Source organism: Streptosporangium sp. NPDC006013 (assembly GCF_040614275.1).
Taxonomy (GTDB): domain Bacteria; phylum Actinomycetota; class Actinomycetes; order Streptosporangiales; family Streptosporangiaceae; genus Streptosporangium.
Window position 1 is genome coordinate 22,608 of record NZ_JBEXUE010000022.1, and the last position, 22,534, is coordinate 45,141.

A 22,534-nucleotide genomic window follows, 5' to 3' on the forward strand; every position below is an offset into this window, starting at 1 on the left:
TAACGCGCCTTCGCGCGTTCCCGCACGCCCGTCAGGGGATCAGCAGCACCTTGCCGGTCGTACGGCGGGATTCGAGGTCCGAGTGGGCGCGGGCGGCCTCCGCCAGCGGGTAGCGGTTGGAGATGTGCACCCGGATCCGCCCGTCGGCCACCCAGCCGTAGATCTCGGAGGCCCGCCAGACGAGCTCGTCGCGGGTGGCGATGTAGGCGTTCAGGCTGGGGCGGGTCAGGAACAGGGAGCCGTTCCTGGCGAGGATCTGCGGGTCGACGGGTGGGACCGGGCCGCTGGCCTGGCCGTACAGCGCCATCATGCCGCGCGGGCGCAGCGAGATGATGCTCTCGTCGAAGGTGGCCGCGCCCACGCCGTCGTAGACGACGTGCACGCCGGAGCCGGTCAGCTTGCGGACCGCGTCGGGGAAGTTCCGGTAGCGGAGCACCTCGTCGGCGCCCGCCTGGCGGGCCAGGGCCTCCTTCTCCTCGGTGGAGACCGTGCCGATCACCCGGGCGCCGCGCAGCTTGGCGATCTGGGTGAGCAACAGGCCCATGCCACCGGCGGCGGCGTGCACCAGCACGTCGTCACCGGCCTTCACCGCGTAGGTGGAGTGGGTCAGGTAGTGCGCGGTCAGTCCCTGGAGCGTGATGGCCGCCGCGGCCTCGGGCGCGACCCCCTCGGGTACCGAGAGCAGCTTGGAAGCGGGCACCGCGACCCTGGAGGCGTAACTGCGCGGCACGGACGCCCAGGCGACGGTGTCGCCGACGGCGACGTCGTGGACGTCCTCGCCGACCGCGACGACGGTGCCCGCGCCCTCCTCACCGGGGATGAAGGGCAGGGAGAGCGGGTAACGGCCCATCCGGTGGTAGATGTCGATGAAGTTCACGCCGGAGGCGGCGACGTCGACCAGGACCTCCCCGGGGTTCACCTCGGGGTCCGGATGGTCGTCGACATAGGTGAGAACCTCGGGGCCGCCGGTGGCGGAGACGGCTATGGCATGCATCGTGCTGAACTCCTTCGATCTGTCAGTGTCCCGTCAGTGTCCCGATCGTCCCCGACACCGGGCGGATCACTCAGGGCTGTCCGGTGGCGGCGGGGCCGTGCAGCGTGAAGTTGTCGAACGCGGTCCTGAGCACGGCGTCGCTGTTCTCGCCGACCCGGGCGATCACGCCCACCAGGCCGTTGGGCAGCGGGTTGGTGTCGAGGAAGGACTGCGTCCGATCACCGTTGACCCACATGTTGAGCTGCACGCCCCCGTCGACCCCGGTGCACTCGGCTTGAAGGCGGGCGGTCTTCCCCTTGGGCAGGTCGACCTTGACGGGTTTGGTGAGTTCGCCCCCGGCGCTCTTGACGGTCTTGCGGATGCGGGCGTTCCCCGCGGTGTCGAGCAGGAACTCGTACCGGGTCGCCTTGTTGTCGTCCTCACCCCGGCAGAACAGTCCGTACTCGCCCATGCCGATGCTGCCGGAGCGGATCGTGATGTCGGTGCCGAGCAGGATCCGGCTCGGCGTGATCGGTGTGGGGCTCGCTGTGGGGTCGGGGGTGGCAGGGGGGGTGGGCACGAAGGGGATCGGGGCCTGCTCCCGCTTGATGGGGGAGTAGCCGCTGACGTCGATGGCGTAGTAGCCGTCGGGGGCGTAGCCGTAGCCGTAGGTGTCAGCGAGCGGATTGTAGGCGCCGCCGCTCCAGCCGGTGCCGCTCTGGGTGAAGTCGTCCTGGTAGAGCAGGGTGAGGTTCTCCGGGGGGCCGCCGGGGGACAGGACCAGACTCAGGCCGAACGCGCCGGCCACCACCAGGGCCGCCGCGGCCGCTCCGATGACCAGCTTGCGGCGCTTGGCCGACTGTTCGCGCGAAAAGATCCCGAGATCGCTCTGCGGACCCAGGAGCGTGTGGCCGGGGCCCGTCTGCGGGTTGCCGGAGATCGTGTAGCCGGGCTGGGAGGACATCGAGGTGGGGGTCCACCGGAGGTCGCCGGTCCCCGGGGCGTTCGCGGGTCCTGCCGGCTGCCCCTGCCAGGAGGCCTGAACCGAGTGGGCGGTCTGCTCGGGCGCGGCGGAGCGGCCCACCAGGTGGTCGAGGAGCTGCTGGGAGGTGGGCCGGTGCCGTGGGTCCTTGGCCAGGGCGTAGCCGACCAGCTCGCGCAGCGCGGGCTCCATGCCCTCCAGGGTGGGCTCGGTGTTGAGCACCTGGTACAGCACCGCGGGCAGCGCCTCGCCGCCGAACGGAGCTCGCCCGCTCGCGGCGAAGGCCATCAGGCAGCCCCACGAGAACACGTCGCAGGCGGCCGAGACCGGCTCGCCGCGGAGCACCTCGGGCGCCATGTAGCGGGGGGTGCCGAGGATCTCCCCGGTCCCGGTCATCCCGCTGAGCGTGTCCAGCGCGCGGGCGATGCCGAAGTCGATCACGCGGGGGCCGACCGGGGAGAGCAGCACGTTGGAGGGCTTGAGGTCGCGGTGCACCACCCCGGCGGCGTGGATGGCGGTCAGCGCGGTCGCCACCCCGACGGCCAGCGCGTCCAGGCTGGAGCCGTGCAGCGGCCCGCCGGACTCCACCGCCTCCTCCAGGTTGGGGCCGGTGACGTACTCGGTGACGACGTAGAGCTGGTCGCCGTCGAGCGCCGCCTCGATGACCGCGGCCGTGCAGAACCTGCGGACCCGCTGCGCGGCGTCGGCCTCCCTGCGGAACCGCATCCGGAACCGCTCGTGCTGGCTGTACTCCGAGTTGATGACCTTGATGGCGACCTGTTGCCCGTCGGGGGACTCGCCGAGATAGACCGTGCCCATCCCGCCGCGGCCCAGCCTGCTGAGCAAGCGGTATCGGCCTATCTGTAGTGGTTCGTCGGGACTGAGGTTGTTCACCTTTGTACCTAACCGCGTACGCCATCACATGAGTGGTTCAGCCTATCGATCTCTGGCCGCTCGCCAGCTGTCGCAACAGCGGAAGGTCCACTTTTTCCAGGCCGTCCACGGCCAGCACGCCCTCCCGGGCCATGCCGCCCGTGACCGACACCACCCGGCATCCGGCCGCGCGGGCCGCCGCGAGCCCGGTCGGGCTGTCCTCCACCGCCACGCACTCGCCGGGGTCGACGCCCAGCTCGGCGGCCGCCCGCAGGTAGGGGTCCGGCAGCGGTTTGCCGCGCGCGGTGTCCTCGGCGGCCACGACCAGGGTGAACCGCTCGGCCCCGACGGTCTGGAGCACCATGTCCACGATGCGCCGGGGGGAGGCGCTGACCAGCGCCGCGGGTACGCCACCCGCGCCCAGGTCGTCCAGCAGCCGGATCGCGCCGGGCAGCGGCGTCACCCCGCCCGCGATCCGCTCGGCGAAGGCGTCGGTGAGCCGCGCCCCCACCCGTTCGACGGTGTCCGCTCCACCGGGGAGCGCGGACGCGCCGGAAGCGGTGGACGACGCGCGCCTTACCAGGTGGGCGGCCACGTACTCGACCGGGTGGCCGAGCACGTGGCCGGTGTCGGCCTCGGCCAGTTCCAGACCCGACTCCGCGGCGACCGCCGCGCACGCCTGCCACCACATTCCCTCGGTGTCCACGAGCGTGCCGTCCATGTCGAACAGGACGGCGCGGAGCTCACCCGACACCCGCGGGATCCTCCGACGCCTCGGACGCATCCGGCCCCGAGGGCCCCGAGAGCTCCGGGGGCTCAGGGAGAGCGGGGGCGGTGCGCGCCGCGACGAGGACGGGCCGCTGCACGAGGGCGACGTCCACCCGCGTCCCCGGCGCCAGCCGCACCGCGTCGTGTCCCGGTACGTCGCTGAGGATCTCCAGCTCGCCCAGCCGCACCCGCAGCCGCGCGACCGAGCCGCGGAAGGACGAGGCCACGATCGTGGCACTTCCCTCGGGGGAGGGCGTGACCAGCACCGCCTCGGGGCGGACCAGCACGTCGACGTCGGAGGCGGAGGGCAGCGGGCCGTCCACCGGCATGAGCCGGCCCAGGACCGTGACCTCCTGACCGGACAGGTGGCCGGGGACGTGGTTCATCGCGCCGACGAACTCCGCGACGAACGGGGTGGCGGGCCGGTCGTAGACCTCGGCCGGGGGACCGCACTGCTCCAGCCGCCCGGCGCGCAGCACCGCGACCCGGTCGGCGACCGACAGGGCCTCCTCCTGGTCGTGGGTGACGAAGATGGTGGTGATGCCCAGTTCGAGCTGGAGCCGGCGGATCTCCTCGCGGAGCGTGACACGGACCTTGGCGTCCAGCGCGGACAGCGGCTCGTCGAGCAGCAGCACGCGCGGTTCCAGCGCCAGCGCCCTGGCCAGGGCGACGCGCTGCTGCTGGCCGCCGGAGAGCTCGTGCGGGTAGCGCTGGGCGTGCGCCGGCAGGCCGACCAGCTCCAGCAACTCGGCCGCCCGCGCGTGCCGTCTGGCGGTGGGCACCTTGCGGACCCGGAGCCCGAAGGCCACGTTGTCCCTGGCGTTGAGGTTGGGGAACAGGCTGTAGGACTGGAAGACCATGCCCGCGTCCCGCCGGTTGGCGGGGACCCGGGTGATGTCCTTGCCGTCCACCAGCACCGCCCCGGCGTCGGGGTGCTCGAACCCGGCGACGCAGCGCAGCGCCGTGGTCTTCCCGCAGCCCGACGGGCCGAGCAGGGCCATCAGCTCGCCCTGCTCCACGGTGAGGTCCAGGCCGTCCAGCGCGACCGTACGGCCGAACGCACGGCGCAGTCCTCGGAACTCGACGGTCACGAACGCTTCCTTCCCGCACCCGAGAGGGTGAGCAGCAGCAGCCAGATGAGGAGCAGGCTGATGATCGACAGTGCCACGGAGAGCTGCCCGTCGTTCCCGGAGATGGTGACGATCCAGACCGGGAAGGTCTGGTAACCGAGCAGGGCGGCGACCGTGTACTCGCCGAGCACCAGCGCGAGGGTGAGGAACGAGGCGCTGGCGATGGCGGAGCGGATGTTGGGGATGATCACCCGGAACAGCACGTACGGCCACGAGGCGCCCAGGTTGCGGGCCGCCTCCACCAGGGTCCGCACGTCGATCGCGCGCAGCCCGGCGTCCAGCGACCGGTAGGCGAACGGCAGCGTCAGCACCACGTACGCCAGCACCAGCACGATCGGGAACCGCTCGTCCTGGACGGCGATCAGCGTCGCCCAGAGCGGTGTGGCGGCCAGCGCGTCGATGCCGCCGCGCAGTGCCGTGCTGATGCCGACCACGTAGGTGATCGGCGGCACGACCAGCGGGAGCGTGGCGATCAGCTCCAGCACCGGCCCCAGCCTCGACGCGCCGAGCCGTACGGCCAGCATCGCCGGAAGGGTCAGCAGCAGCACCGCGACGATGGTGGCGGCGGCCAGCCCGAGGGAGAGCAGCAGGCTGGACAGGAAGCCGGGCGCCGACAGGATCCGGCCGTAGGCGGCGAGCGAGAAGCCCTGCCCCTCGGAGTAGACGGTGAACCAGAACGACACGGCCATCGGCACGACGAAGTAGAGCGCCGCGACGACCAGCGCGACCCCCCGCCAGGCCCGTCGCTGCCCGGGGCGGGCGACGGGGCCCGGGCCGCCGGGAGTGACGTCGGGCAGGGCGGCTACCGCAACCATCGGGAACTCCTCCTCTGCAGCGGCAGGTAGACCGCCATCACCAGCAGCGCGATGACGATCATGTCGAGGCTCAGGGCGAGCGCGATGTTCTCGTAGCCGATGAGGACGTCACCGGTGAGCGCGTCGGCGATCTGCAGGGTGACCAGCGGGACCGTGCTGCCGACCATGGCGGCGGCGGTGGCGTAGGCGGCGAACGCGCCGCCGAACAGCAGGACGACGCCGCCGAGCAGCGCGGGGGTCAGCACCGGGATGCCGACGTGGCGCCAGAACTGCCAGGTGGTGGCGCCGCTGTTCTGCGCCGCCTCCCGCCACTGCGGGCGCAGGCCGTCCAGCGCCGGGGTCACCACGAGCACCATCAGCGGCACCGAGAAGTACAGGTAGACCAGGGCCAGGCCCCAGAAGTTGTACAGCGCGCCGGGGCCGATGCCCAGCGCGGTGGTGAGCACCCCCGAGTTGCCCAGGGTGGCGATCCAGATGAAGGCCAGCGGCACGCCGCCGAAGTTGGCCAGCACGCCGGAGAAGGTCAGCACCGCCTCGCGCAGCGCCGTGAAGCGAGAAGTGATCACGGCCTGGGCCAGGAACGTCCCGAGGACCGCGGCGACCACCGCCACCACCGCCGACAGCTGCACGCTGCTGAGCAGGGCGTTGAGGTAGGCGCCCTGCAGGCTCCTGGACAGGTTGGCGGTACCGATGGACGACACCCTGGTCGCCGGGTCCCTGACGGTGAACGCCCCGACGAGCAGGGTGACCGCCGGGATGCCGAACGCCACGGTCACCACGACCAGCAGCGGCAGGGCGCCCAGCCAGTTCTTGGATCGGCCGCGGCCGCCGCGCGGGGCGGCGGCCGTGACCGTGTGGGCCGTCATCCCGAGACCGCGGCGCCCCAGCCGTTCGCCAGGACCTCCTTGGCCTTGTTGACCTGCGCCTCCGACGGGAAGGTGGGCTCGCCGTCGACCGGCGGGAGGTTGGCCTCGGCGGTCTTGTCGACCGAACCGTCGGCCTGCATGGCGGGCAGCAGGACCGGGCGGGCGAAGCCCCCGAGGTAGAGGTTCTGGCCTTCAGTGCTGTAGAGGAACTCCTGCCACAGGCGCGCGGCGGCCGGGTGCGGGGCGTCCTTGTTGATGGCCTGGGCGTACAGCTGGAAGTACTTGCCGTCGCTGGGGATGACGGTCTTCCAGTCGAGGCCCTTCTCGGCCATCTTGGGGGCGTAGGCGGCGTTGTTGTAGTCCCAGTCGATGCTGATCTGGGTCTCGCCCTTCTCGATGGTGGCCGGGGTGGTCTCCACGGGGTTGAAGTTTCCGGCCTCCTTGAGCTTCTTGAAGAAGTCCAGGCCCGGCTGGATGTCGTCGAAGGAGCCGCCATTGGCGAGGGCCGCCGCGTACACGCCCGCGAACGCCGAGCCGGACTTGGTCGGGTTGCCGTTCATGGCGACCTTGCCCTTGTACTCGGGCTTGAGCAGGTCGGCGTAGGTCTCCGGGCACTTGTCGATCTTCTTGGCGTCGCAGCCGATGGAGATGTAGCCGCCGTAGTCGTTGAACCAGAGGCCGGAGGGCTCCTTCTGGTTCTCGGGGATCTTGTCCCACGTCTGGACCTTGTACGGCGCGAACAGGCCCTCGGCGGCGCCGCTGATCGCGAAGGACTGGCCGATGTCGAGAACGTCGGGGGCGCGGTCCTGGCCCTTGCGGGTCTTCACCGCGTTGATCTCGTCGGCGCTGGCGGCGTCGGGCGTCTCGCTCTCGATCTCGATGCCGTACTTCGCCTTGAACGCCTCGATGATCTTTCCGTAGTTGGCCCAGTCCGGCGGCAGGGCGATGACGTGGAGCTTGCCCTCCTTCTTGGCGGCCTCGACGAGCTTGTCCAGCCCGCCGAAATCGGCCGCGGAGGTGGCGGTTCTGGCGTCCACGCCGGCTGCGGAGCCTCCGTCGGAGGCGGCTCCCGACGGGGTCGACGTGCCGGGGGCGGCCCCGCACGCGGTGGCTCCCACCAGGAGGAAAGCGGCCAGACCTGCAAGGCGAACTCGGGATGCGATCACTGTGTCTCCCAAGGGGGTGTCGCGCAATATTTCACGAAAGTAGACGAACTTGTACAAACAAGCTAGACCTCGTATGCCGTGAATAAGTTGCTGTTTGGTGAACGCATGGAGTACATGGGTGAAATGCGAAAATCGCAGCTGTGTGGGTGATTCAGGGGTGTTTAGGGTGGAGGTCGGTCTCGTCGGTCGGTGCGCGCAGCCAAGCGGCGCGCCATCGCGCCCACCGTCGGGGACAGGCGTGGGAACAGGAGCGGGAACCGCGGTGGGAACAGAGTCGGATGCCGGGCCGAATGCGAGGACGGTTCTGAGCGGCGAGGCGGGATTGCGCGGTCGCCGGACGTTCGCGGGTGTCCTGAAGGGGGTGCGGGTGTTGGAAGGCACAGGGGAAGGAATCCCGTCGTTCGGGGGCTCGGGAGAAAGGAACCGGGTGTGACCCCCCGTTACCTGGGCATCGCGGAGAGGCTGCGCGACGCGATCATGCGAGGTGAGTACGCCGTGGGGGCCCAGCTGCCCTCGGAGGCCGATCTGGCCACCCGCTTCGCGGCCTCCCGGGGCACGATCCGCCAGGCCGTCGCGGTGCTCGCCACCGAGGGCCTGGTCGGCTCCCGGCAGGGGGCCAGGCGCATCGTGCTCGGCCGCGAGCGCAGCCAGAGCTTCGCCGAGCTGCACAGCTTCGCCCAGTGGGCGCGGGCGATGGGCTACCGGGTCAGCGGGCAGGTGCTGCAACAGCGTCGCAGGGGCGCCGACGCCACCGAGGCGGCCCGGCTGGCGCTCCAGCCGGGCGAACCGGTGCTGTCGGTGCTGCGGCTTCGTTCCCTGGAAGGCGAGCCGGTGATGCTGGAGCGCACGACCTACGCGGGGTGGATCGCCCCGGCCGTCGAGCGGATCGAACCCGGCTGCGAGTCGATCACCCGGGCCCTCTACGACAGTGTCGGCCTCGTCTTCGCCTACGGCGAGCACCTCATCGACGCGGTGGCCGCCGGCGTGCAGGACTCCAGGCTGCTGGCCGTGCGCAGGGGCAGCCCGCTGCTGCGTCAGCGCCGGGTCACCACCACCCACGAGGGCCGGCCCGTCGAGTGGTCCGACGACCGCTACCGCGCGGGCAGCGTGACCTTCAGCATCCGCAACTCGGTGGACGCCAACCCGCTGGTACGGCAGATGGGTGACTTGCGCCCGGCTCGATGAGAACGTATGTTCGACACGGCAGGCCCGCCTTCCCCCGGGCACTCATCCGAAGCCGCGGGGAGAAGAGGCGTCTTGAACCGACTCTACGGCGACCCTGTCGAGGTGTGGACCCGCGAGGGACGACCCGTCCAGTTCGTCTGGCGAGACCGGCTCTACACGGTCCACCGGATTCTCGACCACTGGGTTGTCGCGCGCGAGTGGTGGAAGGTCTCCGACAGTGATCCGGGCGAGCGCCGGTTCTGGCGAGCCGAGGCCGCCACCGGTGGCCAGGTCGGCACCTACGAGCTCCGGTTCGACACCGCGGGCGAGGGCTGGCTGCTGATCAGGGCCTGGGACTGACTCCCTGCCCCAGGCCGCGGCCACGCTCCAGGATCCCATCCCGCCCCGGCGTCCGGCACGCTCCGGACGGTGCACCGGGACTCGGCGCCGGTGCCTGGCGCCCGCGGTCTGGATCCCGGTGATCTGCCGGACCGTCGCCGCGCAGAGCAGTGCGGCGACCGTGACGGCGGTCAGCTCGGGCGGGCCGAAACCGGTCAGGCCGGTGCCCGCCTGGGACACGCCCGGCCAGAGCCGTACCAGCACCAGCGTGAGCGCGACCAGCCAGCTCAGCCACCAGGTGGCGAGCAGCACCCGCCAGCGCGAGCGGCGGTCGGCCGGCGGACGGGAGGCCCGCCACAGCCGGTCGACCAGCACGACGGGGGCGACGAGGTTGACCACCGGCACGAACCAGCTCGCCAGGACGATGGCCACCGCGGGCCGGTCGGCGCACTGCCGGGCACGGAGCAGCCAGTTCAGGTACGCGACGACGGCGGCGATCGCGGCCGTGGCGAAGAAAATGATCAGGATGGCGAAGACCGTCACCGCGCCGAAGATCGCGTCGGCACCGGGGGCGTGGGGGTCGCCGCCGAGTTTCGAGATCTCCAGGACGAGGCGCCGGCCACGGGCCTGTTCGAACACCGCCAGGGCGGCGGTCGCGACCACCAGGGTGGTAAGGGTGAAGTAGACGGCCGAAGCCGACCTTTTCTGTAGAGATGGGATAGAGCGCATGTATATCTCCCCCCGCCATGCGCTGAGGACCTGCCCTTTTTCTATCCCGTCAGCCCTTTCGCTAATCAGCCCACTCGGACCACTCTGTCCACTTGGCCAACTCGGCTCGCTCAGCTCACGGTGCCCGACTCCCAGGCCCACGCGGCGATCTCCACCCGGTTCCTGGCGCCGAGCTTCGTCTGGATGCTTCCCAGGTGCGTCTTCACCGTCGACAGCGACACGAACAGCTCGGCGGCGACCTCCTGGTTGGTCCGTCCCCTGGCCACCAGGCGTACGACGTCCAGCTCGCGCTCGGTGAGGGGCTCGCGGGGCGGCCGGCGGGCACCGGCCCGCGGGTGGGCCAGGTGTTCGAGCAGGCGTACGGTCACCGAGGGCGACACCAGCGCGTCCCCCGCCGCCGCGGCCCGGATCGCCTCGATGAGCAGGGTCGGCCCGCTGTCCTTGAGCAGGAAACCGGTCGCTCCGGCGCGCAGCGCTCCGTAGACGTACTCGTCCAGGTCGAAGGTCGTGACGATGACCACCTTCATCGGGTTGGGCACCCCCGGTCCCGCCAGGAGGCGGGTGGCCTCCAGGCCGTCCAGCTTGGGCATCCGGATGTCCAGCAGGCAGACGTCGGGCCGCAGCCGCCGCGCCAGCTCAACGGCCTCGGCTCCGTTGGCGGCCGTCGCCAGGACCTCCATGTCCTCCTGGGCGTCCAGAATCATCTGGAACCCGGTCCGCACCAGTTCCTGGTCGTCAGCGATGAGCACCCGAATCGTCACCCGATGGATTCTGCCAGCCCGGCGCCGGGCAACGGTTCGGCATTCACCGACAAACCCAGCCGGAGGTGGGCAGGCCCGGCTTTCAGCACAGGGCGCCCGCGTCCGGCCCGTGGACGAACCCGCGCGAGCACCATGGGGATCGGACGCGCCGGATGATTTTTCGTTCCGCCGGTGATCGGGGCGCGTGGAAAGGCACTACTGGGTGTGGATGATCCAGAAGCGCGATTCACCGCGCTGTACGACCGGCACTATCGCAGCGTGCTCGGCTACGCGCTGCTCCGTGCCGAGCGGCAGGAGGCCGAGGACGTCGCCAGCGAGACGTTCCTGATCGCCTGGCGGCAGCTGGAACGCCTGCCCGAGTCTCCGCTGCCGTGGTTGCTCGGCACCGCCCGCAACCTGCTGCGCGCGCAGCGGCGTTCCGGGCTGCGGAAGCGGGCGCTGGCCGACCGGCTGGCCGAACTGGCCCCGGCGGGCGACGTGGCCGACCAGGTCGCCGAGCGCGAGGCCGCGCTGGCGGCGCTCGCCGACCTGTCCGAGCAGGACGTCGAGGCCGTGGTCCTGGCCAGCTGGTACGGCCTCGCCCCGGCCGATGCCGCCCGGCTCGCCGGATGCTCGGCCCGTGCGTTCACGGTCCGCCTGTACCGCGCCCGCCGCCGCCTGTCCCAGGCGCTCGACCTCACCTCACCAATCCCCTGCGGCACCGCGCCGCGTCCCACCCCGGGTTCCAGGCCCGGGGTATCCGAACTGGAGGTATCCGATGAACGACGTTGACGAGCGGGTCCGCGCGCTACGCCCGGACGCCCTCACCGAGGACTCCTACCGAAGCCGCCGCGAGGCGGACCTCGCCCGCGCCTTCGCCGAGGCCAGGCCCCGGCCCCGGTCCGTGTTCCGCCCCACCTTCCGCCCGGGGTTCCGTCTCACCCCGAGGGTCGCACTGGTCGGCGCCCTCGTCGGGCTGGCCGCAGCGGTGACGGCACCGGCCGTCGTGACGGGGACGATCGGGTTGCGGGGGCCGGGTGGCGGCCGGACCGCCGAGCTCGCCTACCCGGACCAGACCTCCGCCGGATCCACCGCCGCGACGCCCGGCACACCGGTGGTCACGCTTGACGCCCGGTCGTTCCTGCTGGCCGGCGCGGAGACGGCGGCGCGTGAGACCGCCCCGAAGGGCAGGTACTGGTTCGACCGCACCCGGACCTTCGAGCCCGTCGGGTCCGGCGCGGTCGTCGCCCACACCGACGAATCCTGGTCCGACGGCAAGGACGGGCGGCTCTCCTCCAACCAGGACGTCCAGGTCACCTTCGAGACCGACTCCGATGAGGCGGCCTGGAAGGCCAAGGGATCCCCGTCCCTGTGGCCCGCCCCGCGTACCGAGGACTTCTCCATGGTCCTGGGAATGCAGATCGGTACCAAGACGCTGACCCTGGGCAAGGAGCAGAAGCTGCCCGGCGACGTCGAGGGACTGGAGCGCTGGCTCCGCTCGGCGCACCGCGAGGGATCGTTCGCGGACTTCGCCTTCGAGGGGGCGCGCCACCTGCTCTCCATGCCGACGAGCGCGGCCACGCGCGCCTCGATGCTGCGCATCCTGGCCGCCCAGCCGGGACTCGTCCTGAAGCAGGGCGTCCTCGACCCGCTCGGCCGCACGGGCACCGCGGTCAGCACGGCCAACGGCCACCACACCCTGGTCATCGACGAGTCGGGGGCGCGCCTGCTGGCCTTCCTCTACGACGGCCCGGACGAGAAGCCCCGCGCCACCGACTCCCGCACCGTGTTCATCCCCGCCCGTAAGGGTCTCAAGGTCGCGTACGAGAGCTCCGGCTGGGTCAACGAACTCGGCGCCCGGAAGTGATCTCCCGCCCCGCCGCCCCGGAGGGGGCGGCGGGGCACCCGGCGGGGGCGGGTTGGCTCAGCCGAGGACCAGGTCCCGGATCGCCTTCAGGGAGGTCTCGTCGCGGGGACCCATCACCAGGAGGTTGCTCACCGGGCTCTTGCGCCACAGCTCCAGGCGTTCGCGGATGCGGCCCAGCGGGCCGACCAGGGAGATGCCGTCGGCCAGCTCGTCGGGGATCGCGTTGAACGCCTCGTCCCTGCGCCCGGCCAGGTAGAGCGCCTGGATCTCCTCGGCGGCCTCGGCGTAGCCCATCCTGCCGATGATGTCGGCGTGGAAGTTGCGGCTCTTGGCACCCATGCCGCCGATGTAGAGGGTCAGCATCATCTTCACCCCGTCCAGCGCCGCCCTGACGTCGTCGGTGATCACTGTCATGACCATGGCGGCGATGTCGAAGTCAGGCCCGGCGCCGGCGAGCGAGGGGCCGTACATCCGCTCGATCTTCTCGGGGAACACGAAGAGCGGCAGCCAGCCGTCGGCGATCTCGGTGGCGAGCGCGACGTTTTTCGGGCCCTCCGCGCCGAGATAGAGGGGGATCTCGTCGCGGAGCGGGTGGGTGATCAGCTTCAGCGGCTTGCCGAGGTTCGCGCCGCCCGGGTAGGGCAAGGGGTAGTGTTCGCCGTCGCTGGTCACCGGCTCCTCGCGGCGCCAGACCTTGCGCATGATCTCGACGTACTCGCGGGTGCGGGCGAGCGGCTTGGGGAACGGACGGCCGTACCAGCCCTCGACCACCTGGGGGCCGGACGCGCCGATGCCGAGCAGCAGCCGCCCGCCGGTGAGATGATCGAGGGTCATCGCGGTCATCGCGGTCGCCGTCGGGGTCCTGGCGGAGATCTGCACCACCGATGTGCCCAGTTTGATGCGGGACGTCCGCGCGCCGTACCAGGCCAGCGGGGTGAAGGCGTCGCTACCGTAGGCTTCCGCGGTCCAGACGGACTCGTACCCCAGCCGTTCCGCGGCCTGGACGAGTTCGGTGGCGTCGTCGGCGTCGCGCTGCCAGTAGCCGAGGTTCAGGCCGAGTTTCAGGTCGGTACTCACCGGGTCTCCTCGCAACGTAAGGCCGGACACGCCCCGCAATTAGAACACGTTCTACATTGGTCGGTCGAGTGTGAGGTGTCGAAATTCGGTCTCCCGGGAAGCGTCCATCTGTGCTCTATGCAGCTCGCAAGCTCCTCTCCCTGATCTTTCTCCTTGCCCTCGCCGTCGCGGGAGCGATCCCGGCCGTGGCGCACGCGGCGGGGCGGCCCAACATCGTGCTGGTCCTCGTTGACGACCTGGATGCGGGGGATCTCCAGAAATTTCCCAACATCTCAAACCTCCTTGCCAGGGGTGGCACCAGCTTCGACCGGTTCTTCGTGCCGAACTCCTGGTGCTGCCCGTCACGCGCGTCGATCATGCGCTCCCAGTACGTGCACAGCCACGGAGTGCTGACCAACACCGCTCCCGAGGGCGGCTTCACCAAGTACTACACAACCGGCCTGGAACGTTCCACGCTCGGGACCTGGATGAAGTCGGCCGGATACCGCACCGGCCTGATGGGCAAGTACCTCAACCACTACCCCGGCGGCGCCACCGCCGCCACCTACGTGCCGCCCGGCTGGGACGAGTGGGACGTGCCGGTGCGCAGGCTCTACGAGGAGTACGGCTACACGCTCAACGAGAACGGCGCGCTGCGGGCCTACGGCTTCGCGCCGGAGGACTACCTGGCCGACGTGCTCAGTGCGAAGGCGGGGGCGTTCGTCTCCCAGCCGGGCGACGACCCGTTCTTCCTCTACCTCGCCCCGATCGCCCCGCACAACCCGGCCAACTACGCCCCCCGGCACGAGGCCGCCTTCGCCGGAGCGGTGGCCCCGCGTACCCCGTCCTTCAACCAGCCGGACGTCAGTGCCGAGCCGCTCTGGCTCAGGTCGCTCCCGCAGTTCGACGCCAGGAAGGTCCAGAAGATCGACCGGCACTACCGCGACCGGCTCCGGGCGATGCTCGGCGTGGACGACATGGTGGGTGCCCTGGTCGAGTCCCTCAGGGTCTCCGGCAAGCTGGATGAAACGTATATCTTTTTCGCCTCCGATAACGGGTTCCACCAGGGCCAGCACCGGCTCGCCCAGGGCAAGACCACCCCCTTCGACGAGTCGATCAAGGTGCCGCTCCTGGTCCGCGGCCCCGGTGTGCCGGCGGGCCGCGTCATCGGTGACATGGCCTCCACGGTGGACCTGGCCCCGACGTTCGCCCAGCTGGCCGGTGTCACGCTCCCCGACTTCGTCGAGGGCCGCTCCCTGCTGCCGCTCCTGCAGGGCCGCACGCCGCCCTCGTGGCGCCAGAACGTGCTGCTGGAGTTCAACCGCCCGACGGACCCGGGCTCGGCCCGCCAGACTCCGGTCCCGGCCTACCAGGGCATGCGGACCGCCTGGCACACCTTCGTCCGCTACTCCACCGGCGAGTACCAGCTCTACGACCTCGTCGCGGATCCTTACCAGCTCCGCAACATCGCCGCCGAGACCCCGCTCTCCGTGATCGCCCAGTTCAACCAGCAGCTCGACGCCCTGGTCTCCTGCTCGGGCGCCACCTGCAGGTCAGCCGACTCGGTCAAGCCGCCCGTGCTGCCCGTCAGGCCCCTCTTCCTCGGTCCGTGGGGACCGTGAGATGCCGGGGTAGGCCCGCAGCAGGTGGGCCTCGACGGCGGCGGCGGCCCCCGCCGCGTCCCCGGCGACGATGGCCCGGTGGATCCGATGGTGATCGGCCATCAGCCCTGCCGTGTCGCCGAGGCGCTCGACCGCGCCGACCGCGTAGCGGCGGAGCGAGTCACGCAGCGAGAGCATCATGGCGGTGGTCAGCCTGTTGCCCGATGCCTCGGCGATGGCCACGTGGAAGGCCGTGTCGTGCTCGACGAACTCCTCCGCGGTCGTCGAGGCGGCCATCCTCTCCAGCGCGGCGGTCAGGGCCGACAGGTCCGCCCCGTGTGCCGCGGCGTGCGCGGCGGACCACTTTTCGATCATCAGCCGGGCGTCGACGACCTCCGCCAGCGACAGGTTCGACAGCCCGAGGTGGAGCCTGAGCAGGTCGCTCAGGGCGTCCGCGGGCTTGGAGATGAGGCAGGCCCCCGCGTCCGGCCCCCGCCCGACCTGCGACGACACCACGCCCAGCGTCTCCAGAACCCGCATCGCCTCGCGTACGGACGACCGGCTCACCCGCAGTTGCTCGGCGAGTTGCCGCTCGCCGGGCAGGCGGTCGCCGACCGTGAGCCCGTCGTCCGCGATGCGCCGCTCGATCTGGGCGATCACATCCTCGAACGCCCGGGTGCGCCGGACCGGCTGCCAACCGCTCAAGGGGGCCTCCTCTTGTGAGGGAATATGGTCAGACCATACTATGGTCAGACCATATGAGCGTAAAGGAGTGCCGTGCGCGTCGCCCTGTTCATCACCTGCGTGAACGACACGCTCTTTCCCGGCACCGGGCGAGCGGTCGTCACGCTGCTGCGCCGCCTCGGATGTGACGTCGAGTTCCCGCGGGCGCAGACCTGCTGTGGCCAGATGCACGTCAACACGGGGTACCCCGAGGAGGGCAGCCGGCTCGCGCGGCACTTCGTGGACGTCTTCGCCGAGTACGACGCGGTCGTCGCGCCGTCCGGGTCGTGCGCCGCGATGGTCCGCGAGCAGTACCCGCGTCTCGCCCGCACCCCGGCCGCCGCCGGGGCCCCCGCGGGGGAGAGGCCCCCGCCCGGCTCGTTCGCCGCGGAGGTGGCCGAGACGGTGCCGAAGGTCTACGAGCTCTCGGAGTTCCTCGTCGACGTCCTCGGTGTCACCGACGTCGGCGCCTACTTCCCGCACCGGGTGACCTACCACCCGACCTGCCACTCGCTGCGCGGCCTCCGCTTGGGAGACCGGCCCACCCGCCTGCTTGAGCAGGTCAGGGGCCTGGAGCTGGTCCCGCTCCCCGGAGCGGACGAGTGCTGTGGTTTCGGCGGCACCTTCGCGGTGAAGAACCCGGCGATCTCCGCCGCCATGTGCGCGGACAAGGTGCACAATGTCGCGACCACCGGCGCCGAGGTGCTGTGCGCCGCCGACAACTCCTGCCTGATGCACATCGGCGGCACCCTCAGACGCCAGCGCACCGGTGTACGGATCATGCACCTCGCCGAGATCCTCGCCGCCACGGAGAGCGGCGACGGCAGGGCGGTGCGCGGATGAGCGGGGGCGCCACGTTCCTCGGCATGCCGGCCTTCCCCGCGAACGCCGCGGTCGCCGTGCGGGACTCGCAGCTCAGGTACAACCTCCGCAAGGCCACCCACACGATCCGCGGCAAGCGGGCCGCCGTGGTCGGCGAGCTGCCCGACTGGGCCGAGCTCCGCCGGGCGGGCAAGGAGATCAGGGACCATACCCTGCGCAACCTGGAGCGCTACCTGGTGCGCATGGAGGAGGCGGTCACCGCGGCGGGCGGCCACGTTCACTGGGCGGCCGACGCCAAGGAGGCCAACCGGATCGTCGCCGACCTGGTCAAGGCCACCGGCGAGACCAGCGTGGTCAAGGTCAAGTCGATGGCGACCCAGGAGATCGGCCTCAACGAGGCTCTCGAACTGGAGGGCATCACCGCCTACGAGACCGACCTGGCCGAGCTGATCGTCCAGCTCGGCGACGACTGGCCCTCGCACATCCTGGTCCCGGCGATCCACCGCAACCGCGCGGAGATCCGCGAGATCTTCCGGGAGAAGATGGCCGACTGGGGGCGTGCCGCGCCGGCGGACCTGACGGACGACCCCCGCGCCCTCGCCGAGGCCGCCCGGCTCCACCTGCGCGAGCGCTTCCTTTCCACCAGGGTCGCGATCTCCGGCGCCAACTTCATGATCGCCGAGACCGGCACGCTGGTGGTGCTGGAGTCCGAGGGCAACGGGCGGATGTGCCTCACCCTGCCCGAGACGCTGATCAGCGTGGTCGGCATCGAGAAGCTGCTGCCCAGCTGGCAGGACCTGGAGGTCTTCCTTCAGCTGCTGCCCAGGAGCTCCACCGGCGAGCGGATGAACCCCTACACCTCCACCTGGACCGGCGCGGTCGAGGGGCAGGAGTTCCACCTGGTGCTGCTCGACAACGGCCGGACGAACGTGCTGGCGGACGAGATCGGCCGTCAGGCGCTGCGCTGCATCCGCTGCTCGGCCTGCCTGAACGTCTGCCCGGTCTACGAGCGGGCCGGAGGCCACGCGTACGGCTCGGTCTATCCGGGACCGATCGGGGCGATCCTCACCCCGCAGCTGCGTGGCACCGCCTCGAAGCTGGACGCGTCGCTGCCGTACGCCTCGACCCTCTGCGGCGCCTGCCTCGACGCCTGCCCGGTCGCGATCGACATTCCCGAGGTCCTGGTCCACCTGCGTGGCAAGGTCCGCCACGCGCGCGTCGAGCGCCTGGGCATGCGTGCCGCCGGATGGGTGTTCGACCGCCCCGCGCGGCTGGCGCGTGCTCAGCGGCTCGGTGGCCGCCTGCGCAGGTTCGTCCCCGGACGCCTGCCGGGCCCGCTGTCGGCCTGGACCGACACGCGCGACATTCCCGATATTCCTCCCGAGTCATTCCGTGACTGGTGGGACCGTACAGACGGAGGCGTTCAATGACCGCTGCGGGCAGCAGGGAGCTGATCCTGTCGCGGATCCGCTCCGCGGTGGCCGGGGCCGGCGAGGTCGAGATCACCCGCGCCTACCGCACCTCACCGGACCCGGCCCGCCCGACGGGCCTGGTGGAACTGCTCGCCGAGCGGGTGGCCGACTACCGGGCCGTCGTGCACGTGGTGGACGAGGGGGAGGCGGCCGCGACGATCGCGGCGGCGCTGGCCCGCCGGGGCGCCACCCGGTTGGTCGTCCCCGAAGGACTGCCACCCGAGTGGGTCCCCGCAGAGCCGGTCACCGACGATCCGCCGCTGAGCGCGGCCGAGCTGGACGGGGTGGACGGTGTCGTCACCGGGTGCGCCGTGGCGATCGCGGAGACCGGCACGATCGTGCTGGACGCCGGCCCCGGGCAGGGGCGCCGGGCGCTGACCCTGGTACCGGACTACCACCTGTGCGTCGTGCGCGCCGGGCAGATCGTGGCCGGCGTTCCCGAGGCCGTCGGCAGGCTCGACCCGTCCAGGCCGCTGACCTGGATCAGCGGTCCCTCCGCGACCAGCGACATCGAGCTGAACCGGGTGGAGGGCGTGCACGGTCCGCGCGCGCTGGAGGTCGTCGTCATCCGCTGATCCGGCAGGGGGAGGCGCGTCGGGCGCGAAACACGGATGTGGCCGTGCTGGACGTCTACGGCATGCCCGGCTAGCGTGCCATGGCGCGTGATCCACAGGGCTCGGCCGGCGGACGGTTGTCGCCCGCCGGGGTCGATCCGATCCTCGCCGTCCATCAGGTCCGCAGGAGAAAAGGCGGAATTTACCGATCCGTTACCTGCCCACGTGGTGTCATTATCGGATATTGTCGCGAGTCGTTACTGCGTAACCCCAGGTCAAGGTCATTGGAGTCCTGTTTCCATGAAACCGCCGCTGCTGCTCATCGGGCAGGGCTCGCACGACGACAACGGATCCGCTGAATTCGGTAGGTTCATCCACCGGCTCCGCTGTCGCCTGGACCAGACGGCGGCCGACGTCTCCGGCGGCTACATCGCCAAGGCCAGGCCACGCCTCAGTGACTCCGTCGCATCGCTGGTCGCGCGCGGGCACCATCGGATGGTGGCCCAGCCCATGAGTCTCACCGGCGGTACGTGGCTCGGCACGGACATTCCCTCCGCGATAGCCCGCGAGCGGGAGAGACATCCCATGCTCACCTGCGACTACGGCCGTTCCCTGGGCTCCGACCCCCGTATCCTCGCGCTGCTCGCCGAGCGTCTGGCCGACGCCGCCGCCGAGGTCGCCAGCCTCCGGCTGGTCCCCGCCGCCGCCGGGCCGCTCGACGAGGAACCCGAGCACATCGAGATCGGCGAGACCGCCGTCGTCCTGGTCGGTGACGGCTCCACCAGCCCCGAGACCAACGCCGACGTGCACCGGGTCTCCCGGCTCTTCTGGGAGACCCACGCCCACGAGTACATGACCGTGGAGACGGCGTTCGTCTCCCTCACCCCGCCCGGCGTCCCCGGCGGCATCGAGCGCTGCCGCCGCCTCGGCGCCAAGCGCGTGATCGTCGTGCCCTACCTGCTCTTCGCCGGCGGCCTGCTCGACCGCGTCTGGGCTCAGGCCATGGCCTACGCCGCAGGCCACTCGAACCTGGACGTCCGCTGCGCCGACGTCATCGGCGACTGCGAGGGCCTGGCCGACGTGGTCATCGAGCGCTACGAGGAGGCGCTCAGCGGCATCGCCTGGTGATCCCGTGATGGTTTTGGTGTTTTTCCGGCTGGTTTCTGGAGGAGACTGAAGCGCATGACCATCCTCGAGGAGACCATCGCGGCGATCCGTCCCGCCGACCCGGCGGCCGTCGCCGAGGCCCGGGCCCACCAGGACCGCCTGACCAAGCCCAGGGGCGCGCTGGGCGCGCTGGAGGACGTGGCGATCCGGCTGGCCGGGGCCGCGGCGGTCAGCCCGCCGCCACTCCCGGTTCCCGCGGCTCTGGCGATCTTCGCCGCCGACCACGGTGTCCACGCCAGGGGCGTGACCCCGTGGCCGCAGGAGGTCACCCTGCAGATGGTCGGCAACTTCCTCGCGGGCGGCGCCGTGGCCAACGCCTTCGCCGCCCAGGTAGGCGCCTCGGTGACGGTCGTCGACGTCGGTGTGGCCGCCGACCTCGACCCCGCGCCAGGACTGACGATCAGTAAGGTCGCGTACGGTACGGCCGACCTGTCCCGCGGACCGGCGATGACCCCCGAGCAGGCGGTCGCGGCCCTGGAGGCCGGGATCGCCCATGCCCGCGATCTCGTCGACGGAGGCGCCCGCTGCCTGATCACCGGAGACATGGGCATCGCCAACACCACCGCCTCGGCCGCGTTGATCTGCGCGTTCACCGGGCACGAAGCGGCGGCCGTGACCGGCAGGGGCACCGGTATCGACGGCGAGACCCTGGAACGCAAGGTCGAGGTGGTCCGCGAGGCACTCCGGGTGAACGGCCTGGAGCGCGAGCCGGGTGCCGCCTCCGCGGTGTCCGCCCTGGAGACGCTGGCCGCGGTCGGCGGCCTGGAACACGCGGCGATCGCCGGATTCGTCCTCGCCGGGGCCGCTCTGCGGGTGCCGGTCATCCTGGACGGCGTCATCGCGGGGGCGGCGGCACTGGCGGCGGCGGCGATGGCGCCCGACGTCGTCGACCACTGCGTGGCCGGGCACCGCTCGGCCGAACCCGGTCACGCCGCGGCCCTGGATCACCTGGGCCTGCGCCCCCTGGTGGAGTTGGAACTCCGGCTCGGCGAGGGCACCGGCGGCCTGCTCGCCCACCCGCTCGTCTGCGCCGCGGCCAGGGTGATGCACGAGGTCGCGACCTTCGATTCCGCCGGTGTGACAGACAAGGAAGCCTGACCTGCGGAAGTCTTGAAGCCGGCCGGTTGACAACAGTCAGCCGTCTCTTGACACCTGTTAACACAGGTGCAGCAAAGAGAGCGTCGTTAGCCGGTAGGTTTACCTCTTAAGCACGTCATGATTCACAATTCCTCGTGAACGGGAGATCGGTCGCCATGTCGCCCTACCTGCTCGGCTTGCGCCTCTCCGGGCGGCGGGTACTCGTCGTGGGCGGTGGGCGCGTCGCCCAGCGGCGTGTTCCGGCGCTGCTCGACGCGGGCGCACTGGTCACCATCGTCTCGACGAGCGTCACGCACGCCCTCGACGATCTCATCGCGACAGGCCGCGTGACCTGGGAGGCCAGGCGCTACCAGGCCGGCGACGTCGACGGTGCCTGGCTGGTGCAGGCCTGCACGGACAATCCCGAGGTGAACGCCGCCGTGGCCGAGGAGGCCGAGGCGAAGCGGATCTGGTGCGTGCGCGCCGACGACAAGGACGCCTCCGCGGCCTGGACCCCCGCCAGCGGCAAGGTGGACGAGATCAGTGTGGCGATCACCGCCGGAGGCGATCCCCGGCGCGCCGCCGGGATCAGGGACGCCGTGGTGGGCGCTCTCAGGGACGGTACGGTCGACGCCCGGCGCAACCGTACCAAGCCCGTGGGCGTCGCCCTGGTCGGTGGCGGTCCCGGCGACCCCGGCCTGATCACGGTCCGTGGACGGCAGTTGCTGGCCCAGGCCGACGTGGTCGTCGCCGACCGTCTCGCCCCGCAGGCCCTGCTCGACGAGCTCTCCCCGGACGTCGAGCTGATCGACGCCGCGAAGATCCCCTACGGTCGCTACATGGCCCAGGAGAGGATCAACGAGCTGCTGATCGAGCACGCCAGGCAGGGCAAGTTCGTGGTCCGGCTCAAGGGAGGCGACCCGTTCGTCTTCGGCCGCGGTGGCGAGGAGCTGCTCGCCTGCGCCCGCGCGGGCATCCCGGTGGTCGTGGTCCCCGGCATCACCAGCCCGGTCGCGGTGCCGGCCGCCGCCAACGTGCCCGTGACGCATCGCGGCGTCAGCCAGGAATTCCATGTGATCTCCGTACACGTCCCGCCGGGCGACGAGAGATCCACGGTCGACTGGCCCAATCTGGCCAGATCCGGCGGCACGCTGGTGCTTATGATGGCGGTCGAACGGATCGGGGTGATCGCCGAAACGCTGCTTCATAACGGACGTTCGCCGGAAACTCCCGTAATGGTGGTACAGGACGGTACCCTTCCGACCCAGCGCGCTCTTTACGCCACGCTCTCCACCGTGGCGGAGCGCGTAAGCGCGGCTGAGATTCGGCCCCCTGCGATCGTGATCGTCGGTGATGTCGTGAAGGTCGGCCAGGAGGTCGAGATGGTTCGAGCGGAGCGAGTACCGTGAAATCGGCTTCCAACAGGCCTCCCCATTCGGGTGGTGGCCGTGACCCTCGCCTCGCCGGCACCCCCCAGGAGCCATCTGGCGGCCCCCCGCCGGATGACCAGGAATCCCCCGGCGAGCAGACGGTGACCTTCGGCGCCATCCGTCCAGACGATGACGCCGCCTCCATCCGCGCCCGCACCCGGCCCGCCGCCGGGGCGGCCGGTCCCGCCGCGCCCTCCGGCAGAACAGCGGGTCCCGCCAC

General features: G+C 71.1%; 21 protein-coding genes and 1 pseudogene. 11 read left to right on the forward strand and 11 right to left on the reverse strand.

Annotation, left to right across the window (positions count from 1 at the left end):
* Positions 1-31 precede the first annotated feature (31 nt).
* The 7 genes from ABZ260_RS05905 to ABZ260_RS05935 all read right to left on the reverse strand — a co-directional run bounded on the left by ABZ260_RS05905 (position 32) and on the right by ABZ260_RS05935 (position 7,573).
* A complete protein-coding gene (locus tag ABZ260_RS05905) occupies positions 32-994 on the reverse strand; it encodes a quinone oxidoreductase (protein WP_355613431.1) in 963 nt (320 codons plus the stop codon).
* A 70-nt stretch (positions 995-1,064) separates the two neighbouring features.
* On the reverse strand, positions 1,065-2,849 hold the full coding sequence (locus tag ABZ260_RS05910) for a serine/threonine-protein kinase (protein WP_355613433.1): 1,785 nt from the start codon (positions 2,847-2,849) through the stop codon (positions 1,065-1,067).
* Between the two features lie 37 nt (positions 2,850-2,886).
* On the reverse strand, positions 2,887-3,582 hold the full coding sequence (locus ABZ260_RS05915; protein WP_355613435.1) for an HAD family phosphatase: 696 nt from the start codon (positions 3,580-3,582) through the stop codon (positions 2,887-2,889).
* Entirely contained in the window at positions 3,572-4,687 is a 1,116-nt protein-coding gene (locus ABZ260_RS05920; RefSeq protein WP_355613437.1) for an ABC transporter ATP-binding protein, read from the reverse strand. The genes ABZ260_RS05915 and ABZ260_RS05920 overlap by 11 nt, the downstream gene beginning before the upstream one ends.
* A complete protein-coding gene (locus tag ABZ260_RS05925; protein ID WP_355613439.1) occupies positions 4,684-5,541 on the reverse strand; it encodes an ABC transporter permease subunit in 858 nt (285 codons plus the stop codon). Before ABZ260_RS05925 ends, ABZ260_RS05920 begins: the two co-directional genes overlap by 4 nt.
* Positions 5,529-6,407 carry an ABC transporter permease subunit gene (locus ABZ260_RS05930; protein WP_355613440.1) on the reverse strand — a complete coding sequence of 293 codons (879 nt, stop codon included), beginning with the start codon at positions 6,405-6,407 and terminating at the stop codon, positions 5,529-5,531. The genes ABZ260_RS05925 and ABZ260_RS05930 overlap by 13 nt, the downstream gene beginning before the upstream one ends.
* Positions 6,404-7,573 (reverse strand): extracellular solute-binding protein, encoded by a 1,170-nt coding sequence (locus ABZ260_RS05935; protein ID WP_355613442.1) that lies wholly within the window; start codon positions 7,571-7,573, stop codon positions 6,404-6,406. Before ABZ260_RS05935 ends, ABZ260_RS05930 begins: the two co-directional genes overlap by 4 nt.
* Before the next feature lie 429 nt (positions 7,574-8,002).
* On the opposite strand from ABZ260_RS05935, the gene ABZ260_RS05940 reads away from it, so the two are divergent.
* Together ABZ260_RS05940 and ABZ260_RS05945 are read left to right on the forward strand one after the other, a co-directional pair.
* A complete protein-coding gene (locus ABZ260_RS05940; RefSeq protein ID WP_350921513.1) occupies positions 8,003-8,758 on the forward strand; it encodes a GntR family transcriptional regulator in 756 nt (251 codons plus the stop codon).
* Between the two features lie 6 nt (positions 8,759-8,764).
* Positions 8,765-9,097 (forward strand): DUF6504 family protein, encoded by a 333-nt coding sequence (locus tag ABZ260_RS05945; protein ID WP_355613460.1) that lies wholly within the window; start codon positions 8,765-8,767, stop codon positions 9,095-9,097.
* A gap of 132 nt (positions 9,098-9,229) precedes the next feature.
* Here the strand turns inward: ABZ260_RS05945 and ABZ260_RS05950 are convergent.
* Both ABZ260_RS05950 and ABZ260_RS05955 read right to left on the reverse strand, forming a co-directional pair.
* A pseudogene (locus ABZ260_RS05950) lies at positions 9,230-9,805 on the reverse strand (DUF4328 domain-containing protein); the annotation flags it as partial.
* A gap of 110 nt (positions 9,806-9,915) precedes the next feature.
* Positions 9,916-10,566, reverse strand: coding sequence for a response regulator transcription factor (locus ABZ260_RS05955; protein ID WP_350921515.1), 651 nt, complete (start codon positions 10,564-10,566; stop codon positions 9,916-9,918).
* Positions 10,567-10,770: 204 nt separating this feature from the next.
* On the opposite strand from ABZ260_RS05955, the gene ABZ260_RS05960 reads away from it, so the two are divergent.
* Together ABZ260_RS05960 and ABZ260_RS05965 are read left to right on the forward strand one after the other, a co-directional pair.
* Positions 10,771-11,337 carry an RNA polymerase sigma factor gene (locus ABZ260_RS05960; RefSeq protein ID WP_355613444.1) on the forward strand — a complete coding sequence of 189 codons (567 nt, stop codon included), beginning with the start codon at positions 10,771-10,773 and terminating at the stop codon, positions 11,335-11,337.
* Entirely contained in the window at positions 11,324-12,412 is a 1,089-nt protein-coding gene (locus tag ABZ260_RS05965; protein WP_355613446.1) for a hypothetical protein, read from the forward strand. The genes ABZ260_RS05960 and ABZ260_RS05965 overlap by 14 nt, the downstream gene beginning before the upstream one ends.
* A 57-nt stretch (positions 12,413-12,469) precedes the next feature.
* Here ABZ260_RS05965 and ABZ260_RS05970 read toward each other — a convergent pair whose 3' ends face one another.
* Positions 12,470-13,489 (reverse strand): LLM class F420-dependent oxidoreductase, encoded by a 1,020-nt coding sequence (locus ABZ260_RS05970; protein ID WP_355613448.1) that lies wholly within the window; start codon positions 13,487-13,489, stop codon positions 12,470-12,472.
* Between the two features lie 110 nt (positions 13,490-13,599).
* Between ABZ260_RS05970 and ABZ260_RS05975 the strand changes: the two genes are divergently transcribed.
* On the forward strand, positions 13,600-15,090 hold the full coding sequence (locus ABZ260_RS05975) for a sulfatase (RefSeq protein ID WP_355613450.1): 1,491 nt from the start codon (positions 13,600-13,602) through the stop codon (positions 15,088-15,090).
* On the opposite strand, the gene ABZ260_RS05980 is transcribed toward ABZ260_RS05975, so the two are convergent.
* Positions 15,022-15,774: an FCD domain-containing protein gene (locus ABZ260_RS05980; protein WP_355613452.1), complete on the reverse strand. Its 753-nt coding sequence runs from the start codon at positions 15,772-15,774 to the stop codon at positions 15,022-15,024. The genes ABZ260_RS05975 and ABZ260_RS05980 overlap by 69 nt on opposite strands.
* A 72-nt stretch (positions 15,775-15,846) precedes the next feature.
* On the opposite strand from ABZ260_RS05980, the gene ABZ260_RS05985 reads away from it, so the two are divergent.
* The 6 genes from ABZ260_RS05985 (at position 15,847) to cobA (ending at position 22,293) form a co-directional block, all read left to right on the forward strand.
* The gene (locus ABZ260_RS05985; protein ID WP_350921529.1) at positions 15,847-16,635 is read left to right on the forward strand and encodes a (Fe-S)-binding protein; all 789 of its coding nucleotides are present in this window, start codon (positions 15,847-15,849) and stop codon (positions 16,633-16,635) included.
* Positions 16,632-18,044, forward strand: a complete 1,413-nt coding sequence (locus ABZ260_RS05990) for a lactate utilization protein B (RefSeq protein WP_355613454.1) — start codon at positions 16,632-16,634, stop codon at positions 18,042-18,044. The genes ABZ260_RS05985 and ABZ260_RS05990 overlap by 4 nt, the downstream gene beginning before the upstream one ends.
* On the forward strand, positions 18,041-18,661 hold the full coding sequence (locus ABZ260_RS05995; protein WP_355613456.1) for an LUD domain-containing protein: 621 nt from the start codon (positions 18,041-18,043) through the stop codon (positions 18,659-18,661). The genes ABZ260_RS05990 and ABZ260_RS05995 overlap by 4 nt, the downstream gene beginning before the upstream one ends.
* A gap of 279 nt (positions 18,662-18,940) precedes the next feature.
* Positions 18,941-19,768 carry a sirohydrochlorin chelatase gene (locus tag ABZ260_RS06000; protein WP_350921536.1) on the forward strand — a complete coding sequence of 276 codons (828 nt, stop codon included), beginning with the start codon at positions 18,941-18,943 and terminating at the stop codon, positions 19,766-19,768.
* A 54-nt stretch (positions 19,769-19,822) separates the two neighbouring features.
* On the forward strand, positions 19,823-20,905 hold the full coding sequence (cobT, locus tag ABZ260_RS06005; protein WP_355613458.1) for a nicotinate-nucleotide--dimethylbenzimidazole phosphoribosyltransferase: 1,083 nt from the start codon (positions 19,823-19,825) through the stop codon (positions 20,903-20,905).
* 155 nt (positions 20,906-21,060) lie between these two features.
* Positions 21,061-22,293 (forward strand): uroporphyrinogen-III C-methyltransferase, encoded by a 1,233-nt coding sequence (gene cobA, locus ABZ260_RS06010; RefSeq protein ID WP_355613462.1) that lies wholly within the window; start codon positions 21,061-21,063, stop codon positions 22,291-22,293.
* Positions 22,294-22,534: the final 241 nt, after the last annotated feature.